Origin of the sequence: Micromonospora sp. NPDC023966 (assembly GCF_040639095.1) — a bacterium.
Lineage (GTDB): Bacteria > Actinomycetota > Actinomycetes > Mycobacteriales > Micromonosporaceae > Micromonospora.
In genome coordinates, this window is the sequence record NZ_JBEZZJ010000013.1 from 168,540 (window position 1) to 186,301 (window position 17,762).

At 74.8% G+C, this 17,762-nt stretch carries 17 protein-coding genes; 6 read left to right on the forward strand and 11 right to left on the reverse strand.

The genetic code is table 11. From position 1 onward, the window contains the following. The first annotated feature begins 2 nt into the window (after positions 1–2). A complete protein-coding gene (locus tag AB0F68_RS19095; RefSeq protein WP_357339791.1) occupies positions 3–482 on the forward strand; it encodes a YbjN domain-containing protein in 480 nt (159 codons plus the stop codon). Beyond that, on the forward strand, positions 479–2,059 hold the full coding sequence (locus AB0F68_RS19100) for a YbjN domain-containing protein (RefSeq protein ID WP_357339792.1): 1,581 nt from the start codon (positions 479–481) through the stop codon (positions 2,057–2,059). Before AB0F68_RS19095 ends, AB0F68_RS19100 begins: the two co-directional genes overlap by 4 nt. A gap of 88 nt (positions 2,060–2,147) precedes the next feature. Here the strand turns inward: AB0F68_RS19100 and AB0F68_RS19105 are convergent, their stop codons facing one another. The 6 genes from AB0F68_RS19105 to AB0F68_RS19130 form a co-directional block, all read right to left on the reverse strand. Then, positions 2,148–3,710, reverse strand: coding sequence for a S1 family peptidase (locus AB0F68_RS19105; protein WP_357339794.1), 1,563 nt, complete (start codon positions 3,708–3,710; stop codon positions 2,148–2,150). Between the two features lie 184 nt (positions 3,711–3,894). Further along, on the reverse strand, positions 3,895–5,583 hold the full coding sequence (locus AB0F68_RS19110; RefSeq protein ID WP_357339796.1) for a ribonuclease J: 1,689 nt from the start codon (positions 5,581–5,583) through the stop codon (positions 3,895–3,897). A gap of 51 nt (positions 5,584–5,634) precedes the next feature. Continuing rightward, positions 5,635–6,561 carry a 4-hydroxy-tetrahydrodipicolinate synthase gene (gene dapA, locus AB0F68_RS19115; protein WP_357339798.1) on the reverse strand — a complete coding sequence of 309 codons (927 nt, stop codon included), beginning with the start codon at positions 6,559–6,561 and terminating at the stop codon, positions 5,635–5,637. 52 nt (positions 6,562–6,613) lie between these two features. Next, the gene (gene thyX, locus AB0F68_RS19120) at positions 6,614–7,351 is read right to left on the reverse strand and encodes an FAD-dependent thymidylate synthase (RefSeq protein WP_357339848.1); all 738 of its coding nucleotides are present in this window, start codon (positions 7,349–7,351) and stop codon (positions 6,614–6,616) included. Between the two features lie 140 nt (positions 7,352–7,491). Beyond that, a complete protein-coding gene (locus AB0F68_RS19125) occupies positions 7,492–8,205 on the reverse strand; it encodes a DUF2752 domain-containing protein (protein ID WP_357339800.1) in 714 nt (237 codons plus the stop codon). Between the two features lie 4 nt (positions 8,206–8,209). Continuing rightward, positions 8,210–9,439: a crosslink repair DNA glycosylase YcaQ family protein gene (locus tag AB0F68_RS19130; RefSeq protein ID WP_357339802.1), complete on the reverse strand. Its 1,230-nt coding sequence runs from the start codon at positions 9,437–9,439 to the stop codon at positions 8,210–8,212. Positions 9,440–9,517: 78 nt separating this feature from the next. Here AB0F68_RS19130 and AB0F68_RS19135 point away from each other — a divergent pair, with 78 nt between their 5' ends. After that, positions 9,518–10,069, forward strand: a complete 552-nt coding sequence (locus AB0F68_RS19135; RefSeq protein WP_357339805.1) for a GNAT family N-acetyltransferase — start codon at positions 9,518–9,520, stop codon at positions 10,067–10,069. Here AB0F68_RS19135 and AB0F68_RS19140 read toward each other — a convergent pair. Beyond that, complete coding sequence (locus AB0F68_RS19140; protein ID WP_357339807.1) at positions 9,968–11,278, reverse strand: glycosyltransferase family 87 protein; 1,311 nt, start codon at positions 11,276–11,278, stop codon at positions 9,968–9,970. The genes AB0F68_RS19135 and AB0F68_RS19140 overlap by 102 nt on opposite strands. A gap of 35 nt (positions 11,279–11,313) precedes the next feature. Between AB0F68_RS19140 and AB0F68_RS19145 the strand changes: the two genes are divergently transcribed. The 3 genes from AB0F68_RS19145 (at position 11,314) to AB0F68_RS19155 (ending at position 13,351) form a co-directional block, all read left to right on the forward strand. Further along, positions 11,314–11,892 (forward strand): GNAT family N-acetyltransferase, encoded by a 579-nt coding sequence (locus AB0F68_RS19145; protein WP_357339809.1) that lies wholly within the window; start codon positions 11,314–11,316, stop codon positions 11,890–11,892. A gap of 36 nt (positions 11,893–11,928) precedes the next feature. Then, positions 11,929–12,885, forward strand: coding sequence for a sigma-70 family RNA polymerase sigma factor (locus AB0F68_RS19150; RefSeq protein ID WP_357339811.1), 957 nt, complete (start codon positions 11,929–11,931; stop codon positions 12,883–12,885). Positions 12,886–12,970: 85 nt separating this feature from the next. After that, positions 12,971–13,351 (forward strand): VOC family protein, encoded by a 381-nt coding sequence (locus tag AB0F68_RS19155; protein WP_357339814.1) that lies wholly within the window; start codon positions 12,971–12,973, stop codon positions 13,349–13,351. A gap of 280 nt (positions 13,352–13,631) precedes the next feature. On the opposite strand, the gene AB0F68_RS19160 is transcribed toward AB0F68_RS19155, so the two are convergent. The 4 genes from AB0F68_RS19160 to AB0F68_RS19175 form a co-directional block, all read right to left on the reverse strand. Then, positions 13,632–14,120, reverse strand: coding sequence for a GNAT family N-acetyltransferase (locus tag AB0F68_RS19160; RefSeq protein WP_357339816.1), 489 nt, complete (start codon positions 14,118–14,120; stop codon positions 13,632–13,634). Positions 14,121–14,284: 164 nt separating this feature from the next. Further along, positions 14,285–15,220, reverse strand: a complete 936-nt coding sequence (locus AB0F68_RS19165) for an AraC family transcriptional regulator (RefSeq protein WP_357339818.1) — start codon at positions 15,218–15,220, stop codon at positions 14,285–14,287. A gap of 113 nt (positions 15,221–15,333) precedes the next feature. Beyond that, on the reverse strand, positions 15,334–16,107 hold the full coding sequence (gene dapB / locus AB0F68_RS19170; RefSeq protein ID WP_357339820.1) for a 4-hydroxy-tetrahydrodipicolinate reductase: 774 nt from the start codon (positions 16,105–16,107) through the stop codon (positions 15,334–15,336). A 72-nt stretch (positions 16,108–16,179) separates the two neighbouring features. After that, positions 16,180–17,529 (reverse strand): pitrilysin family protein, encoded by a 1,350-nt coding sequence (locus tag AB0F68_RS19175; RefSeq protein WP_357339823.1) that lies wholly within the window; start codon positions 17,527–17,529, stop codon positions 16,180–16,182. Positions 17,530–17,762: the final 233 nt, after the last annotated feature.

Here is a 17,762-nt window from a genome sequence, read left to right on the forward strand (position 1 = left end):
TCATGGCGTCGCCGGAGATCGAGGACGGTCCGGACGGCCCCCTGGCCGGACACCCGCAGGCGCTACGACCGCTGACCGGCGAGCTGATCGCCGCCGTGCTGGCCAACCGGGGGTACGCGGTGACCGAGGACGCCGACGGCGACCTGGTGGGCCGCTGGGACCAGAGCCTCATCTGGTTCTTCCGCCGCGGCGCCGCCGGGGAGGTGCTCCAGGTACGCACCGTCGCGGCGCACCGGTTCGGCATCGAACACGTGCCCGGCCTGCACGCCTTCTGCAACGCCTGGAACCACGACCGGCTCTGGCCCAAGGCGTTCGTGCACGTGGCCGACGACGGGCTGGCCCAGGTCTGCGGCGAGGTGACCACCGACCTGGAACGCGGCGTCACCCCGCACCAGCTCGACCAACTCGTCGACTGTGGCGTCACCACCGGCTGCCAGCTCGCCGCCGCCGTGGCGGACCTGCCCGGCGGGACGGTCCGGTGACCACCTCCCGGGACCGGGGGCTGGCCGACGCGCTCGCCGAAGCCCGGGACCTGCCCGACGGCGAGGCCCGCTGCGCCGAGCTGGAGCGGATCGCCGCCCGGGCCGACGCCACCGGCGATCCGCGTACCGGGCTGGCGGCGCGGTTCGCGCTGGTCGAGGCGTACCTGCACCTGGGCGAGCGGTGGCGGATGGTGGAGCCGGTACGCCGCTGCGTGGCCACGGTGGACCGGCAGCCCGAGCTGCTCGACAGCCGTCCCGGCGAGGCCGAGCGGCTGCGCCGGCACCAGCGGCAGGCCGTGGAGGCGCTCTTCGGCACCCCCCGGGTGGCCCTGGACCAGGCCCGCTCCCTGTTGGACGATCTCGCCGACCGGCTGGGCCCGGCCGCCGAGCCGGTGGCCGAGCTGCGCTGCCGGCTCGCCGACCACCTCGGGGACGAGCCGACCGCCCGCCGCGAGTACGACCGCTGGTCCGCCGGCGACCCGTCCGACCCGGTGGCCGGCTGCGCCGGCTGCGCCCCGGCGCGCCGGGCGGAGCTGCTGGCCGGCTGGGGCGAGCCGGCGGCCGCGCTGGCCGCGCTGGAGCCGGCACTCGACGGCGAGCCGGGCTGCACCGACCAGCCGGAGCGGGCCCTGGCCGCCGGGCTGCTGCCCTGGCTGCGCACCGGCGAGCCGGCGCGTGCCGCGCGGGCGCACGTGCGGGCGTACCGCCGGCACCGCGGGGAGCGGACGGCGTTCCCGCAGCTCGCCGCACACCTGCGGTTCTGCGCGCTGGGCGGGCACCTGGCGCACGGGCTGGACGTGCTGGCCGAGCAGCTGCCCCGGCTGGACCACCCCGCCGACGACCTCTCCGCGATGGAGTTCGCCGCGGCGGGCGCGCTGCTCTGCGGGCTGGCCGTCGAGGCCGGTCTCGGCGGGCGGCGGATCCACCGTCCCGGGCACGGGCCCCGGCCGGCCGCCGAGGTGGACGTGGCGGCGCTCGGCGGCCAGCTCCAGGCCCTCGCCACCGCGCTCGCCGGCAGCTTCGACGCCCGCAACGGCACCGGCCACCAGTCCGGCCGGATCGCCTCCTGGCTGGCCGAGCGACCGCTCGCCGAGCCGGTGCCGCTGCCCGCCGAGGACGACGTGGAACCCGCCGACGACCCGGCCGAGCCCGGGCCGCCCGGTGAGGAGGAGGTCGCCCCGCTGAGCCTGCGGCTGCTCACCGCCGCCCTCGACGCGCGCGGCGACGCGTACACGCTGGAGCCGGACGGCACCGTGGTGGGGCGCTGGGGCGAGGCGGTGGTCCAGTTCCGCCGGCTCGGGCCGCAGGGCGAGGTGCTGCACGCCCGGGCCGTGGCGCTGCGCCGGCTGCCGGCCGCCCGCCGCGCCGAGGCGTACGCGTTCTGCAACGCCTGGAACCACGACCGGCTGCTGCCGGCGGCGTACGTGCACGACCCGGGCGACGGGACGCTGCTGCTGGCCGCCGACGTCACCACCGACCTGGCGTACGGGGTGGCCCCGGCGCAACTCGTCGTGCTGGTCACCGCGGCGGTCAGCACCGGGGCCGCGTACGCCGACGCGGTCGCCGCACTGCCCTGATCCCGGACGCGGCGCGGCCCCCGGCCACCGGGCGGTGGTGGACGGGGGCCGCGGTCCTCCGGCCGCCGGGTTCGACCCCGGCGGCGGCTCAGCGGGCGGAGAACGCCAGGGTGTACTCGCCGGCCCCGGCCAGGCCGACCACCCGGTAGCGGTAGGCGCCGGCCGGGGTGTCCGCGGTCAGCCGGGCCAGCCCGTCGGCGCTGTCGGCGCGGGCCACGGTGCGGAACGCGCTTCCGGTGAAGCGTTGCAGTTCCAGCGCCACCCGGCCACCCGCGGGCGCGGAGACACAGGCCTCCTGGGCGCCGCCGGACACCCGGAAGAACCGGCCGTCCGGCTGGACCTGCGCCCGCCCGGCGGCGATCCGGCCGGTCCGGCTCACCTGCCCGGTGCAGGCCGCCGCATCGCCGGCCGGCGGGGTGGCCGGCGCGGTGCTCGCCGGCGGCGCGGTGGCCCCGCCCCCGGCCGGCGGCGCGGAGGGGGCCGGCTGGTTACCCGCGGTGACCAGGGTCAGGTTGTTGCGCTGGAGGATCTCGTTGACCGGCTGGAAGAAGGTGACCCCACCCCGCGTGCAGTCGCCGGAGCCGCCGGAGGTGACGCCCTGCGCCTGGTCGCCGGAGAGCCAGGCGCCGCCCGAGTCGCCCGGCTCGGCGCAGACGTTCGTCCGGGTCAGCCCGGTGACCGTTCCCTCCGGATAGTTCACCGTGGCGTTCCTGGCCTGGATCACCCCGCAGCGGGTGCCGGTGGTCGAGCCGGAGCGGCACACCGAGGCGCCGACCGGGGCCTCGGTGGAGCCGTTCACCGGCACCGTGCCGCCGTTGAAGTCGTTGACCACGCCCTGCGGCGTCCACTCGCCGTTGACCTCGACGACGGCCCAGTCGTCGCCGGGGAACGAGGAGGCGGCGAAGGTGCCCTGGGCGACCCGGTTCGCGCCGGCGGTGCGGTCCCCCGGCCGGCCGCAGTGCCCGGCCGTGACGAAGCCGCCGACCACCGAGAAGCCGACCGAGCAGCGCCCGGCGCCGTTGATGAAGTAGGCGTCACCGCCCCGCACGTCGAACAGCGGCCGGGGCGCCTCGTCGGCGGTCTTCACCCGCACCGCGCCGGCGGGCACCCCGCCGGCCTCGGCGAACCGGCGGCCGGCCGCCTCCGCGCCGGGCCGGGCGAACACCACCACCGAGTTGGTGGGCACGTCGACGTACCAGCCGGCGACGTCCGGGGTGGCCTCGCCGGCGGCCGCGTCGAGGCGGGTCTTCACCGCGTCCAGTTCGGCGACCCCGCGGTCGACCCGCTTCGGCACCGCGCCCGCGGCGGTCACCCGGGCCGCCCGCGCCGGGTCGGCCACCGCCACGTTCAGCGTCGCGCCGTCGGCGCCGAGCCAGCTGCCGCCGTAGTCGGCGCCGAGTTCGGTACGGAGCTTCGAGACCGTGCCGGACGCCCACCGCTCGGTCTTCAGTCGCCGGACCGCCTGGTCCCGGGTGAGCGAGAGGTCGCGGCTCAGCGCGTCCAGCACCTCGGGCGCGACGCCGTCGGCCGCCGCCGGGGCGCTCCGCCGGGCCGCCGGGTTCTCGCCGGCGAAGGACGGCAGGGTCACCGCCGCCGCCGTGCCCGCCGCCGCCACCAGTACGCCGATGGCTGTCATCCGTCTGCGGTCCATCCGCCACGCTCCTCCCGGCCGGCGTGGGGTACGCCTGCCGGAGCGGTATACGGAGACGGACGCCGATCGGTTGAACGCGACCGGTCAGCATGGCGGAGCGTGGCGGGACGGCTTCGGGGCGTACCCGGGAACGGCGACGCCGGTCCACCGCGGACGGTGGACCGGCGTGCGGCGTGTGCGGCGGTCAGACCTCGACGACCGTCGGCACGATCATCGGCCGGCGGCGGTACGCGTCGTTGACCCAGCGCCCGACGGTGCGCCGGACGATCTGCTGGAGCTGGTGCGGGTCGGTGATGCCGTCCGCGGCGGCCCGGTTGAGCGCCTCGGTGACCAGCGGGATGACCGGGTTGAACGCCTCCGGGTCCTCGGAGAAGCCCTTCGCCGAGAGGGTCGGCCCGCCGACCACCTTGCCGGTGACCGAGTCGACCACCACGGTGGTGGCGATGAAGCCGCCGTCGCCGAGGATCCGGCGCTCGGTGAGCAGCGACTCGCTGACGTCGCCGACGGCGAGGCCGTCGACGTAGACGTACCGGCTCTTCACGTGGCCGACCAGGCTGGCCCGCCCGTCGACCAGGTCGACCACGTCGCCGTCCTCGCAGAGCACCACCCGGTCCGGCGCGACACCGGACTCGATGCCGAGTCGGGCGTGCGCCCGCAGGTGCCGCCACTCGCCGTGCACCGGCATGAGGTTGCTCGGGCGCGTGACGTTGAGCAGGTAGAGCAGCTCGCCGGCGGGAGCGTGACCGGAGACGTGCACCTTCGCCACGTCCTTGTGGATCACGGTCGCGCCGGCCCGGGCCAGCCGGTTGATCACCCGGTAGACCGAGGTCTCGTTGCCGGGCACCAGCGAGGAGGCGAGCACCACGGTGTCCCCGGGGGCGATGGTGATGTGCCGGTGGTCGCCGCTGGCCATCCGGCCCAGCGCGCTCATCGGCTCGCCCTGCGAGCCGGTCGACATCAGCACGATCTGCTCGGGCGGCAGCGTGGTGGCCTCCTCCAGCCCGACCACCAGGCCCGGCGGGATGTTCAGCAGGCCCAGGTCGCGGGCGATGCCCATGTTGCGCACCATGGACCGGCCGATCAGCGCCACCTTGCGGCCGTGCTCGACCGCCGAGTCGAAGACCTGCTGCACGCGGTGCACGTGCGAGGCGAACGAGGCCACGATGATCCGGCCGCGCGCCTTCTGGAAGATCGAGTCGAGCACCGGCCCGATCTCCCGCTCCGGGGTGACGAAGCCGGGGATCTCCGCGTTGGTGGAGTCGGAGAGCAGCAGGTCCACGCCCTCGGCGCCGAGCCGGGCGAAGCCGGCCAGGTCGGTGATCCGGCCGTCCAGCGGGAGCTGGTCCATCTTGAAGTCGCCGGTGTGCAGCACCAGGCCGGCGCCCGTGCGGATGGCCACCGCGAGTGCGTCGGGGATCGAGTGGTTCACCGCGAAGAACTCGCACTCGAACGGGCCGAGCCGCTCGCGCCGCCCCTCGGCGACGGTCAGCGTGTAGGGCTGGATCCGCCGCTCGGCCAGCTTCGCCTCGACCAGGGCCAGGGTGAACTGCGAGCCGACCAGCGGGATGTCGGGCTTGTGGGCGAGCAGGTACGGCACCGCGCCGATGTGGTCCTCGTGGCCGTGGGTGAGCACGATCGCCTGCACGTCGCCGAGCCGGTCCAGGATCGGCCCGAAGTCGGGCAGGATCAGGTCCACGCCCGGCTGCTCGACGTCGGGGAAGAGCACCCCGCAGTCGACGATCAGCAGCTTGCCGTCGTACTCGAAGACCGTCATGTTCCGGCCGATGGCGCCGAGTCCGCCGAGCGGGATGATCCGCAGGCCGCCCTCCGGCAGCGGCGGGGGCAGCTCACCCTCGATGTGCGCCTCGGTCACGCGTCACCTCATTCTGCGACGCCGTCATGCGGCGTCCGTCGTGTCGTTCGATCATTCGGGAAGGGGTAGGCCCGCCGCGGCGCAGTCGGCGCGCAGCTGGGCCAGTTCGTCGCCGGTGGCGTCCACCAGCGGCGGGCGCACCGGGCCGGCCGGCAGCCCCTTGGCCGCCAGGCCGGCCTTCACCAGGATCACGCCCTGGGTCCGGAAGATGCCGGTGTACAGCGGCAGCAGCCGCCGGTGCAGGGCGAGCGCCGTGGCGGTGTCGCCCGCCTCGTAGGCCTCGATCATCTGCTTCGTCTGCACGCCGGTGAAGTGGGTGGAGGTGCCGACCACGCCGACCGAGCCGACCGCCATGGCGGGCAGGGTCAGCGCGTCCTCACCGCTGTAGAAGGCCAGGTCGCTGCGGGCCAGCACCCACGAGGTGGCGGTGAGGTCGCCCTTGGCGTCCTTGACCGCCACGATCCGGCCGTGCTCGGCCAGCCTTACCAGGGTCTCGGTGGCGATCTCGGTGCCGGTCCGGTGCGGGATGTCGTACAGCATGATCGGCAGCCCGCTGGCGTCGGCGACCGCGGTGAAGTGGCGCAACAGCCCGCTCTGCGGCGGCTTGTTGTAGTACGGCGTGACCACCAGCAGGCCGTGCGCGCCGGCCTTCTCCGCCTGCGCGGCCAGCTCGATCGTGTGCCGGGTGTCGTTGGTGCCCACCCCGGCGACGATCCGGGCCCGGTCGCCGACCGCCTCCGCGACGGCGCGGATCAGCGCCTCCTGCTCGGCGTCGGTGGTGGTCGGTGACTCACCGGTGGTGCCGTTGAGCACCAGCGCGTCGTTGCCCTGCTCGTCGACGAGATGGCTCGCGAGCCGTACGGCGCCGTCGAGATCGAGCGACCCGTCGGCGGTGAACGGGGTCACCATGGCCGTGATCAGTCGCCCGAACGGGCGCGACGTGCCCCGGTCCGGGCCGGCAGGGAGGTCGTGCGTCATGTTCACAACCTAGCGGACGACCACCGGGGGCCCGGCGGCGAAGGGCGATGACTCACTCGGCGTGCGGAGAGGCCGCCACCTCGGTGCCGTCGGGCAACTGGGAGATCACGAAGTCGGCGAACACGTTCGGCGCGACCCCCTGGAGCTGCCGCAGGCACTCCACGGCCAGCTCGCGGATCTCCACGTCGGCGTGCTCGGTGGCGCGCATCTTGACGAAGTGCCGCCACGCCCGGTAGTTGCCGGTCACCACGATCCGGGTCTCGGTGGCGTTGGGCAGCACCGCGCGGGCCGCCTGCCGGGCCTGCTTGCGGCGCAGCGTCGGGTTGGGCTCGTCGGTGAACCGGGCCTCCAGCCCCTCCAGCAGCTCGGTGTACGCCCGCACCGCCGCCTCGCTCGCCTCGACGAACCTCTTGTGCAGCTCCGGGTCCTCGGCGATCACCGCCGGCTCGACCATGGCCGCGTCGCGCTCCGGGACATAGCGCTGGGAGAGCTGCGAGTAGGAGAAATGCCGGTGCCGGATCAGCTCGTGGGTGAAGGACCGGGAGACCCCGCTGAAGTAGAAACTCACCGAGCCGTGCTCCAGCACGGAGAGGTGACCCACGTCCAGGATGTGCGCCAGGTAGCCGGCGTTGGTCGCGGTGGCCGGGTTCGGCTTCTTCCAGCTCTGGTAGCAGGCCCGGCCGGCGAACTCGGCGAGCGCCTGACCGCCCTCCGCGTCGGTCGACCACGGCACGTCGTCCGGGGCCTGGAACTGGGTCCACGCGATCAGTTTGACCTGGGGCTGCACCATCTCCGGCATTCCTGCGACTGTAGTGGCCGGTGGGCCGGCCGCGAAAGTTGGGCGCGCGGACGTGAACCAACGCACCAGCGGCGAATCTCGGACACTTCCCGTCCGCGCCGGACGTCAGGTGTCCAAGATCTCGGTGCGGGTCAGACGTAGAGCGAGGTGAACGGGGCCCAGGGCAGGTTGCGGGCCACCGAGAAGGCGAGCCAGAGGGCCAGGAAGCCGCCGATCACCTTCGGGCTGATCCGCAGCTCCGGCAGCCGCCAGCCGAACGCCCGGTTCCCCGCCCAGCTGACGAAGAGCCAGGCCAGGAAGGGCAGCGAGAAGACGAAGAGGAAGTGGTGCCGGGCGGCGGCGGGCAGGTCGGCGTGCAGCACGTACCAGAGGGCGCGGGTGCCGCCGCAGCCCGGGCAGTCCAGCCCGGTGGTGAGCTTGAGCAGGCAGGTCGGCCGGGCGTCCGGGTCGCTGTGGGTGGGGTTGCTGAGCAGCGCGTACGCCATGCCCAGGCCGACGCAGCCGAGCGCCGCGAGGGGTACCGCCCAGCGCGGGGCGCGGGCGTGCAGCCGCAGCACCAGGCGGGTGAACCGGTCCGGCTCGACGGCCGGGTAGGTCACCCCGGCGGGCCAGACCTCCGGCCCGGCGGCGGGCGGCCCGAAGTGGGCGTGCGGCCCTGCGGCGTGCTCCGCGTGCGCCCCGGCGTGCTCCGCGTGCGCCCCGGCGTGCTCCGCGTGCGGCCCGGTGGCGACAGCGTGCGGCCCGGTGATGGTGGCGGGTGGTCCGGCCGGGGCCGGTCCGGGGGGACCGGCGGGCGGGGCCGGGTGCGGGTCGGGCGCGGCGGCCGGCCGGTCAACGCTCGTCACGCGCTTACCGTACACCCGCCACGCCCAGCAGGGCGGCGGCCAGCGGGGCGGCCAGGTCGCCGGCGGCGGGCGGGGCGACGGCGTCCAGGCCGAGCCAGCCGGCGAGCCGGTAGAGCTCGGCGGCGAGCGCCACCGCGGTCTCCCCCGGGTCGGCGCCCGGCTCAACCCAGGCCGCCGGCACCAGCAGCACCCCGGCCTTCCGGTCGGCCTTGAGGTCGACCCGGGCGGTGAACCGCTCGCCCTGGAGGAAGGGGAGCACGTAGTAGCCGTAGACCCGCTGCGGCGCCGGCACGTAGATCTCGATCCGGTAGCTGAAGTCGAAGAGCCGCTCGGCGCGGGCCCGCTCCCAGACCAGCGGGTCGAACGGGCTGACCAGGGTGTTGCCGCGCACCCAGCGGGGCAGCCGCGCCTGGGCGTGCAGGTAGGCCGGCTGCCGCCAGCCGGCCACGGTGACCGGGATCAGCTCGCCGGCCTCGACCAGCTCGGCGATCGCCTGCCGGGCGCCGGCCACCGGCAGCCGGAAGTAGTCGCGCAGCTCCGGCTCGGCGGCCACGCCCAGCGACCGGCCGGCGATCGCCACCAGCGTGCGGTGGGCGTCGGCGTCGCTCGGGGTGGGCGCGTCCAGCACGGCGGCCGGCAGCACCCGCTCGGGCAGGTCGTAGCGGCGGGCGAAGGAGGTGGTGCGATCCGCGGCGGCCACCTCGCCGGCCCAGAACAGGAACTCCAGCGCCCGCTTGACCGTGGACCAGTTCCACCCCCAGTTGCCCGTCTCCCGGGGCGCGTCGTGCTCGATCTCGGCGGCGGTGAGCGGGCCCCGGGCGGCCACCTCGTCGCGCACCCAGGCGACCAGTTCGGGCTGCTCCTGGGCGATCCGGCGCATCCCGCCCCAGGCCTCGTCGTGGGCCTTGGCCATCCGCCAGCGCAGCGCCGGGTGCAGCCCCACCGGGACCAGCGACGCCTCGTGCGCCCAGTATTCGAACAGCTCGCGGGGGCGCCGGTAGGCCGCGGTGTCGAGCAGGGTGGTCGGGTAGGGCCCGAGCCGGCTGTAGAGCGGCAGGTAGTGCGCGCGTTGCAGGACGTTGACCGAGTCCATCTGGATCAGCCCGACCCGGTCGAGCACCCGGCGCAGGTGCCGGCGGGTGGGCACGCCGGTGGGCGCCGGGTCGGCGAAGCCCTGGGCGGCCAGGGCGATCCGGCGGGCCTGGGCGAGGGAGAGCGATTCCGGTGCAGCCATCGTCGGGCACCCTATTGCACCGGTACGACACCTGTGTGGCGGCTGGACCGATCGCCCGGAGCGGCATAGAACGGACGGGTGCGCACCATCCGTCGGGAGGAACCGGACGACGCCGAGGCGATCGCCCGGGTGCACATCCACGGCTGGCAGGCCGGGTACGCCGGCTTCATGCCGGACGAGGTGCTGAACCGGCTGAACCCGGCCGCCTGGGCGCAGCGCCGCCGCGACCTCGGCACGGCCGACCCGGAGCACCCGTTCACCACGCTGGTCGCCGAGGTCGACGGGGTGGTCGTCGGGTTCACCACCTTCGGGCCGTACCGGAACGACCAGGACCGGGGCGACCTGGACCCGCGGTACGGCGAGGTCCTGGCGCTCTACCTGGAACCGGCGCACTGGAGCACCGGGATCGGGCGGGCACTTCACGCCGCGGCCCGGGCCGGGCTGGCGGAGCGGGCGTGGACGGAGTACCGGCTCTGGGTGCTCGCCGACAACGTCCGGGCCCGCCGCTTCTACGAGCGGGCCGGGTTGTCACCCGACGGGGAGGAGTCCACCTACCCGGTCCCGCTGCACGGCGGGCGCGACCCGGTCCGGCTCGTCGAGCTGCGTTACACCGCCCGGCTCGACGGCTGAGCCGGCCGGCCCGCCCCGCTCCGCGAGGCCGCCGCCGGTCGGCGTGGCCCAGCCGCGGATCGGCAGGGCGAGCAGCAGCGCCAGGCTGATCCAGACGTAGGTGTTGCTGCCCAGGAAGCCGTCCACGCCGGTGAAGTCCTTCTCCCAGGCCCAGACGATCCGGCTGGTCAGGAAGGCGTACCCGACGAGCGCGGCGGCCAGCAGCAGTCGGCGCCGGCGGCTGCGCGCGGGGGCCGCCATGCCGTTGTCGACCAGCAGGATCAGCCCCGGCAGCAGCCAGACCAGGTGGTGCACCCAGGTCACCGGGCTGACCAGGCACATGGTGGCGCCGGTCAGCGCCAGGCCGGTGGCCTCGTCGCCGGCGGCCACCGCGGCCCGGGAACGCCAGCCCCAGACCACCAGGGTGGCGAGGACCAGCACCAGCCAGGCGACGGTGCTCGGGTGTTCCGGATCGAGCCGGGCCACCATCCCGCGCAGCGACTGGTTGGAGACGAAGGCCAGCTCGCCCACCCGGTCGGTGTTCCACAGCGCCTCGGTCCAGAACTCCCGGGATGCGTCCGGGAAGAGCGCGGCGGCCACCAGCGTCGCCGCGGCCGCCGCGCCGATGGCGGTGAACGCGGCCCGCCAGCGGCCGGTGACCAGCAGGTAGACGATGAAGATGCCCGGGGTCAGCTTGATCGCGGTGGCCAGCCCGATGCCCACCCCGGCCCACCGGCTGCGCGCGGGCAGCAGCCGGAGCAGGTCCATCGCCACCAGGAACAGCAGCAGCATGTTGACCTGGCCGAAGTTCACCGTCTCGCGCATCGGCTCGTACGCGGCGGCCAGGCAGAGCGCCACGGCGAGGACGAACCAGCGGGTCCAGCCGGCGCGGCGGGCGACCGGGTCGAGCAGCCACCAGATGACCACCGCGCTGACCACCACGGTGGCGGCCACGCTCACCGTGATCGCGGCCGGCCACGGCAGGTACGCCATCGGCAGCATGACCAGCGCGGCGAACGGCGGGTAGGTGAAGCCGTACTGGGTGCCGGCCTTGAGGAAGTCGTAGATCTCCCCGCCGTCGTGCACCCAGAAGGTCAGCGCGCCGTAGTAGACCTTGAGGTCGAAGAAGCCGTGCCGGACGGCCGCCACCGAGAGGAACGCGGTCACCGCGACGGCGAGCGCCAGCACGGCGACGACCTGCAGGAGCGTCCGCCTGGCACCCTGCGCCACCGTCGCCCTCCTCGCCCTGCGTAGGCTCTCGTGCCATGGCTCTCGGGTACGTCCGCCCCGCGCGTCCGGAGGATGCCGGCGAGATCGCACGCCTCCAGCTCGCCACCTGGCGGGCCGCGTACCGCCGGATCCTGCCCCGACACGTGCTCGACAACCTGGACGAGGCCTACCTCGCCCGGCGGTGGAGCGCCGCGGTGCAGGAGCCGCCCTCGGGCGCGCACCGCGTGCTGGTCGCCGTCGAACAGGCCGAGCAATCGTATCTGGTGGGGTTCGTCGCCTCCGGTCCGGCCGACGCCGAGGCGCTCGCTCCGGGCGAGCCGGCCGACGCGCTCGCCGACGGCGTGGCGGCGGTGACCGACCTGCTGGTCGAGCCGCGCTGGGGCCGGCGCGGGCACGGCAGCCGACTGCTCGCCGCCATGGTCGACCACTGGCGGGAGGACGGCTTCACCCGGGCGGTGGCCTGGACGTTCGACGCCGACGCGGCGACCCGGAAGTTCCTCACCTCGACGGGCTGGGAGCCGGACGGCGCGGGCCGCGCGCTGGACGTGGACGACATGCTGGTCCCCCAGGTCCGCCTGCACGTCGGCGTCCCCGCCGAGCGGGCCGCCTCCTGACTACCCGCTGTCGGGGGTAGCGCCTACCGTGGCGGCATGACGACCGCACCGGCGCCGGCGACGAATGACCTGGAACCGTTCCGGGTCGAGCTGACCGGCTACGCCTACCGGATGCTCGGCTCGGTGTTCGACGCCGAGGACGCGGTGCAGGAGACCCTGCTACGGGCCTGGCGCGCCCGGGACGGCTTCGACGGCCGGTCCAGCCTGCGCACCTGGCTCTACCGGATCGCCACCAACGTCTGCCTCGACCTGCTGCGCGGGCGCGGCCGGCGGGCCCTGCCGGTCGACCTGGGCGGCCCGGTCGCGCCGGTGGCCGAGTCGCTCGGCGCGCCGGCCGGCGACTGGGTCGAGCCGGTGCCGGACGCGGCGGTGCTCCCGACCGACCCGGCGGAGCTGGCGGTGGCGCGGGAGTCGGTGCGGCTGGCGTTCGTGGCCGCCCTCCAGCACCTGCCGCCCCGGCAGCGCGCCGTGCTGATCCTGCGGGACGTGCTGCGCTGGCGCGCCGACGAGGTCGCCGACCTGCTCGACGCCACCGTGCCGGCGGTCAACAGCGCGCTCCAGCGGGCCCGGGCGACCCTGGCCGGGGTGCGCGCCGACCGGCGCGCCGGGCCGGATCTCGACCCGGTCGACCGCGACCTGCTCGACCGTTACGTGGACGCCTTCGCACGCTACGACATCGACGCCCTGGTCGCGCTGCTGCGCGCGGACGCCGTGCAGAGCATGCCGCCCTACCCGATGTGGCTGCGCGGCGCGGCCGACATCGGCCGGTGGCTGGCCGGGCCGGGCGCCGGCTGCCGGGGCTCCCGGCTGGTCCGGGTGGCCGCGAACGGCGTCCCGGCGCTGGCGCAATACCGAGTCGACCCGGCCGGCGGCCACCGGGCCTTCTCGATCAGCCTGCTGGAGTGCGCCGAGGGGCGGATCGCCCGGCTCACCCACTTCCTGGAGCCCCGGCTCTTCCCGCGCTTCGGGCTTCCGGACCGGCTCGATCCCTGACCGGCCGATGAGTTTCCGCCCGGCGCACCGTCCACCCCTGGTAGGCACGACGGAGGCGGCGCACCGGCGGAGTGAGGAGCGGGTCATGTTCAGGGACACGAAGGCGTTCAGCGGATTCTCGGTCGACGACCCGGACCGCGCGGAGCGGTTCTACACCGACGTCCTGGAGTTGCGGGTGTCCCGGGACGACGCGATGGGCGGCCTGCTGACCCTGCACCTGGCCGGGGACCGGCCGGTGCTGGTCTACCCGAAGCGCGACCACCGGCCGGCCACCTACACGGTGCTCAACTTTTCGGTCCCGGACATCGACCGGGCGGTGGACGAGCTGATCTCGCGCGGGGTGCGGTTCGAGCGCTACGAGGGCATGCCGCAGGACGACAAGGGGGTCATGCGGGGCAACGGCCCGTCGATCGCCTGGTTCACCGACCCGGCCGGCAACGTGTTCTCGGTGCTCCAGGAGAGCTGAGCCGGGGCCGGCGGTCCCGGCACGGGGCGGGACCGCCGGCCGCCGGTCAGCCCTTGTCGGCGCCCTCGTTCGCGCCGCGGACGAAATAACGCTGGAAGATCACGAAGAGCACCGCCACCGGGATGGTGGCGAGCAACGCGGCGCCCAGCTTGAGCGGATTCCGGGTGCCTTCGGCCGCCCCGGCGCCGACCGCTGGCGCGGCTACGCCGACCGCTCCCCGGACGGTCGATCATGAAGTTGACGGCGGAGTCGATCTCCTCGACTGCCGCCAACCTCATGATCAACGGGGTGGGGCGGCGGGGCGGGTGGGGGTGAGTTCGGCGACCAGTTCGTCGTCCTCCATGGCGCCGGTGGGGTGGAAGCCGAGGGAGCGGTAGAGGGTGGCGGCGGCGGTGTTGTCCGGGTGGTAGCTGAGGCGGATCGGTTGTCCGGCCTTGGCGAGCCAGTCGGTGAGGGTCCGGACGACGGCGCGGCCGACGCCGTGGTCCTGCTCGGCGGCGTCGATCAACATGCCGCCGATCCAGCGGGAGCCGTCGTCGTCCACGCCCCACATCACGTGCCCGACCACCGTCTCGTCCGCGTGGACGGCGAGCGAGGTCCAGACGTCCGAGCGCATGGTCAGCACCAGGTAGCGGGCGGCCAGCGCCGGCACGAAGGCGCGCTGGTCGTCGCGGGGCGCCACGTCGGCCACCGCCCGCCAGTTGTCGTCGTCCACCGGCCGCAGGGTCACCCGGCGGCCGGCGCGGTCACGCAGCCCGGAATCGATCACGGCGGTCAGCCTAGGTCCGGCCCGCCCACCGAGCCATGGCTTTCCCCGAGCCATCGCTTTCCCCGGAGCCCCGGAGCCGCCCCAGAATCCGGATCGCCGAGGTGGCGTGTGTCGGCCTCCGCCACCCCGGCGCGCCGGAGTCGATCAAGGTCCGGCACGGGTCGTCAGCCGGCGGGCGCGGTCGCGGCGGCGTCCAGGTAGGGGCGGGGGTCGCCGGCGCCGAGGTCGGTGATCCCGGCGCTGTGCAGGGCACCGATGGCCAGGGTGCGGCGCACGGCGGCGAAGGTGATCACGTGGCCGATCGTGCCGCCCAGCGTGTGGGTGGTCGGCGGCGAGCAGGTGGTGTCCACGAAGGTGTCGGCGAGGGTGCCGGCGGCCAGCGTCCGGGCCACGAAGGCCCGCCAGTCCCGGCCGGCGACCTCGTGCCGGGCGGCCAGCCCGGACACCGACCGGTCGCTCTCGTCGGGCCACTCGCCGCCGCGCAGCGCCGAGAGCCAGTGCTCCTCCTGGGTGACCATGGCGTTGATCAGCGAGCGGAGGGTGGGCCCCTCGTCGATGGTCTCCACGGACACGGTGACGGGCCGGTCGAGCACCTCGTCGTCGAGGGCGCCGGCGCGGTCGATGATCGCGGTGAGGGTCTCGACGTGGTGGTCGACCAGGTGTTGGAGAACGTTCATCGGAGTCTCCTGACGTGCCGCCGGTAGCCGCAGGCCACCGGGCGGTTGGAAGTGGACGCCGCTGGGGCAGGGCAGCTCCAGCTCGCGGAAGGTCAACGGCGGGCGCCGCCGGACCGCGGTCGGGGCGATGCCGTACGACCGCTGGAAGGCGCGGGTGAACGCCTCGTGCGAGCCGTACCCGGCCTCGACGGCGATGTCGAGGACGGTCCGGTCGCTGGTGGTGAGCCGGTGTGCCGCGCGCTCCAGGAGCAGCCGGCGGCGCAGCGCGCCCGGCGGTTCCCCGGTGGCCGCGGCGACCAGCCGGTCGAAGTGGAACCGGGACAGGTGGGCCCGGGCGGCCAGACCGGCCGGGCCGGCCTCCGGATCGTCGAGCGCGACCTGGAGCCAGTCGAGGAGGCCGGTGAGTCCGTCCGTCTGGGTCATGTGGACAGCCTGCACCCACCGGCGGCCGCGCCGCTTGATCGCCGTTGCGCACCTGCGGCCCGCCCGCGGGCGGCCGCCGTCAGGGGCACGACCGGCCGGGGGCGCGGCGGGAGTCAGTCGAGCAGGGCGTCCAGGCCGACGGTGAGGCCCGGCCGGCGGCGCACCTCGCGGACCGCCAGCAGCACGCCGGGCATGAACGAGGCCCGGTCGTAGGAGTCGTGCCGGATGGTCAGCGTCTCGCCGGTGGTGCCGAAGAGCACCTCCTGGTGGGCGACCAGGCCGGTGGCGCGGACGGCGTGCACGCGTACCCCGTCGATCTCGGCGCCGCGGGCGCCGGGCACCTCGTCCCTGGTGGCGTCCGGTGTGGGGCCCAGCCCCGCCTCGGCGCGGGCCTGCGCGACGAGCCGGGCGGTGTGGGTGGCGGTGCCGCTGGGCGCGTCCAGCTTGCGCGGGTGGTGCTGCTCGATGATCTCGACCGACTCGAAGTGCCGGGCCGCGCGGGCGGCGAACTGCATCATCAGCACCGCGCCGATGCCGAAGTTGGGGGCGATCACCACGCCGACGCCGGGCCTGCCGGCCAGCCAGCCGCGCACCTGCTCGAGCCGCTGCTCGGTGAAGCCGGTGGTGCCGACCACCGCGCTGATGCCCTGGTCGATGCACCACTGCAGGTTGTCCATGACGACGTCAGGGGTGGTGAAGTCGACGACCACCTCGGCGCCGGCGTCGGAGACCGCGGAGAGGCCGTCGCCCTGGTCGACCGTCGCCACCAGGTCCAGGTCGCCGGCCGCGTCGACCGCCTTGCAGACCTCCATGCCCATCCGGCCGTGGGCGCCCAGCACGCCGACCCGGATCGCCTCGGCCGGGTTCTTCTCCTGCTCGTCAGTCACGGGGGACAACCTATCCCAATCGGGACGCGGCCACCCCTACGGACCGGGGAGCGGGACGGGAGTCCCGGCCGGTCAGCGCGTGGCGAAGGCCGACTCGTCGAACGGGCCGACCACGGCGAGGGACATCGGCCGGCCGAGCAGCTCGGCGGCGAGGCCGTTGACGTCGTCCAGGGTTACCGCGTCGACCCGGGCCAGCAGTTCGTCCACCGGCATCAGGTTGCCGTAGAGCAGCTCGCCCTTGGCCAGCCGGCTCATCCGGGAGCCGGTATCCTCCAGGCCGAGGACGAAGGAGCCCTTGCTCATCCCCTTGCCCCGGGCCAGCTCGGCCTCGGTGATCCCGGTGGCGGCCACCCGGTGCAGCTCGGCCCGGGTCAGGTCCAGCACCTCGTCCACCTTGCCCGGCGCGCAGCCGGCGTAGACGGCGAACAGGCCGCTGTCGGCGTACTGGCTGGCGTAGGAGTAGACCGAGTAGGCCAGGCCGCGCTGCTCGCGGATCTCCTGGAACAGCCGGCTGGACATGCCGCCGCCGAGCACGTTGTTGAGCACCCCGAGGGCGAAGCGCCGCTCGTCGAGGCGGTCGATGCCGGGGCAGCCGAGGATGACGTGCGCCTGCTCGGTCTCCTTCGGCTCCACCAGGGTGGCGGCCGGCTCGGTGCGTACCGCCGGGGTGGCCGACCGGTACGGGGCCGGCGTGGCCGCGTCGGTGTCCAGCGGGGTGCCGCGCAGCGCCTGCCGGACCAGCTTGACCACGGCGGCGTGGTCGAGGTTGCCGGCGGCGGCGATGACGATCTGCGGCGCGGTGTAGTGGCGGCGGTAGAAGCTCTGGATCTGCCGCCGGGTCATCGGGGTGACCGTCTCCTCGGTGCCGGAGATCAGCCGGCCGAGGGGGTGGTCGCCGTAGACGGCGCGGGCGAAGAGGTCGTGCACCTCGTCGCCGGGCTCGTCGTCGTGCATGGCGATCTCTTCGAGGATGACCCCGCGCTCGGTCTCCACGTCGGCGGCGGCCAGCACCGAGTCGGCGACCAGGTCGCACATGACGTCGATGGCCAGCGGCAGGTCCTCGTCCAGCACCCGCGCGTAGTAGCAGGTGTATTCCTTGGTGGTGAAGGCGTTGGTCTCGCCGCCCACCGCCTCGATCTCCGAGGAGATCTCCAGCGCACCGCGCTTGTTGGTGCCCTTGAAGAGCAGGTGCTCCAGGAAGTGCGCGGCGCCGGCCTGCGGCCCGGTCTCGTCGCGGGAGCCGACCGCCACCCAGACGCCGAACGAGACGCTGCGCATCGCCGGGATCGCCTCGGTGAGCACGCGCAGGCCGCTGGGAAGCACGGTGCGGCGGACGGTGCCGCCCAGCGGGTCGTCGCTGAGCGTACGGGTGACCGCCCGGGCCGCTCCGCCCGCGGGGCGCGCGACCCCGGACGACGTCACCCCCCGTCGAGCCGCAGGGGAGGACGAACGCCGGGTCCGACTCACGAGGAACCTGCTCTCAGTTCGACGAGGGGTGGGTGGTGCGGGGGTGACGAACGACGGCTCCAGCGCGTCTCCGACAACTCCAGCTCGGCGCGGCTGACGCCGCGCGGCGACCTGGAGCCGTCGCTGGAGCAGTCACCGGCCGGGGGGGCGCCGAGGGCTGACCCCGCCCGGGCGTGGGATACGCAGGC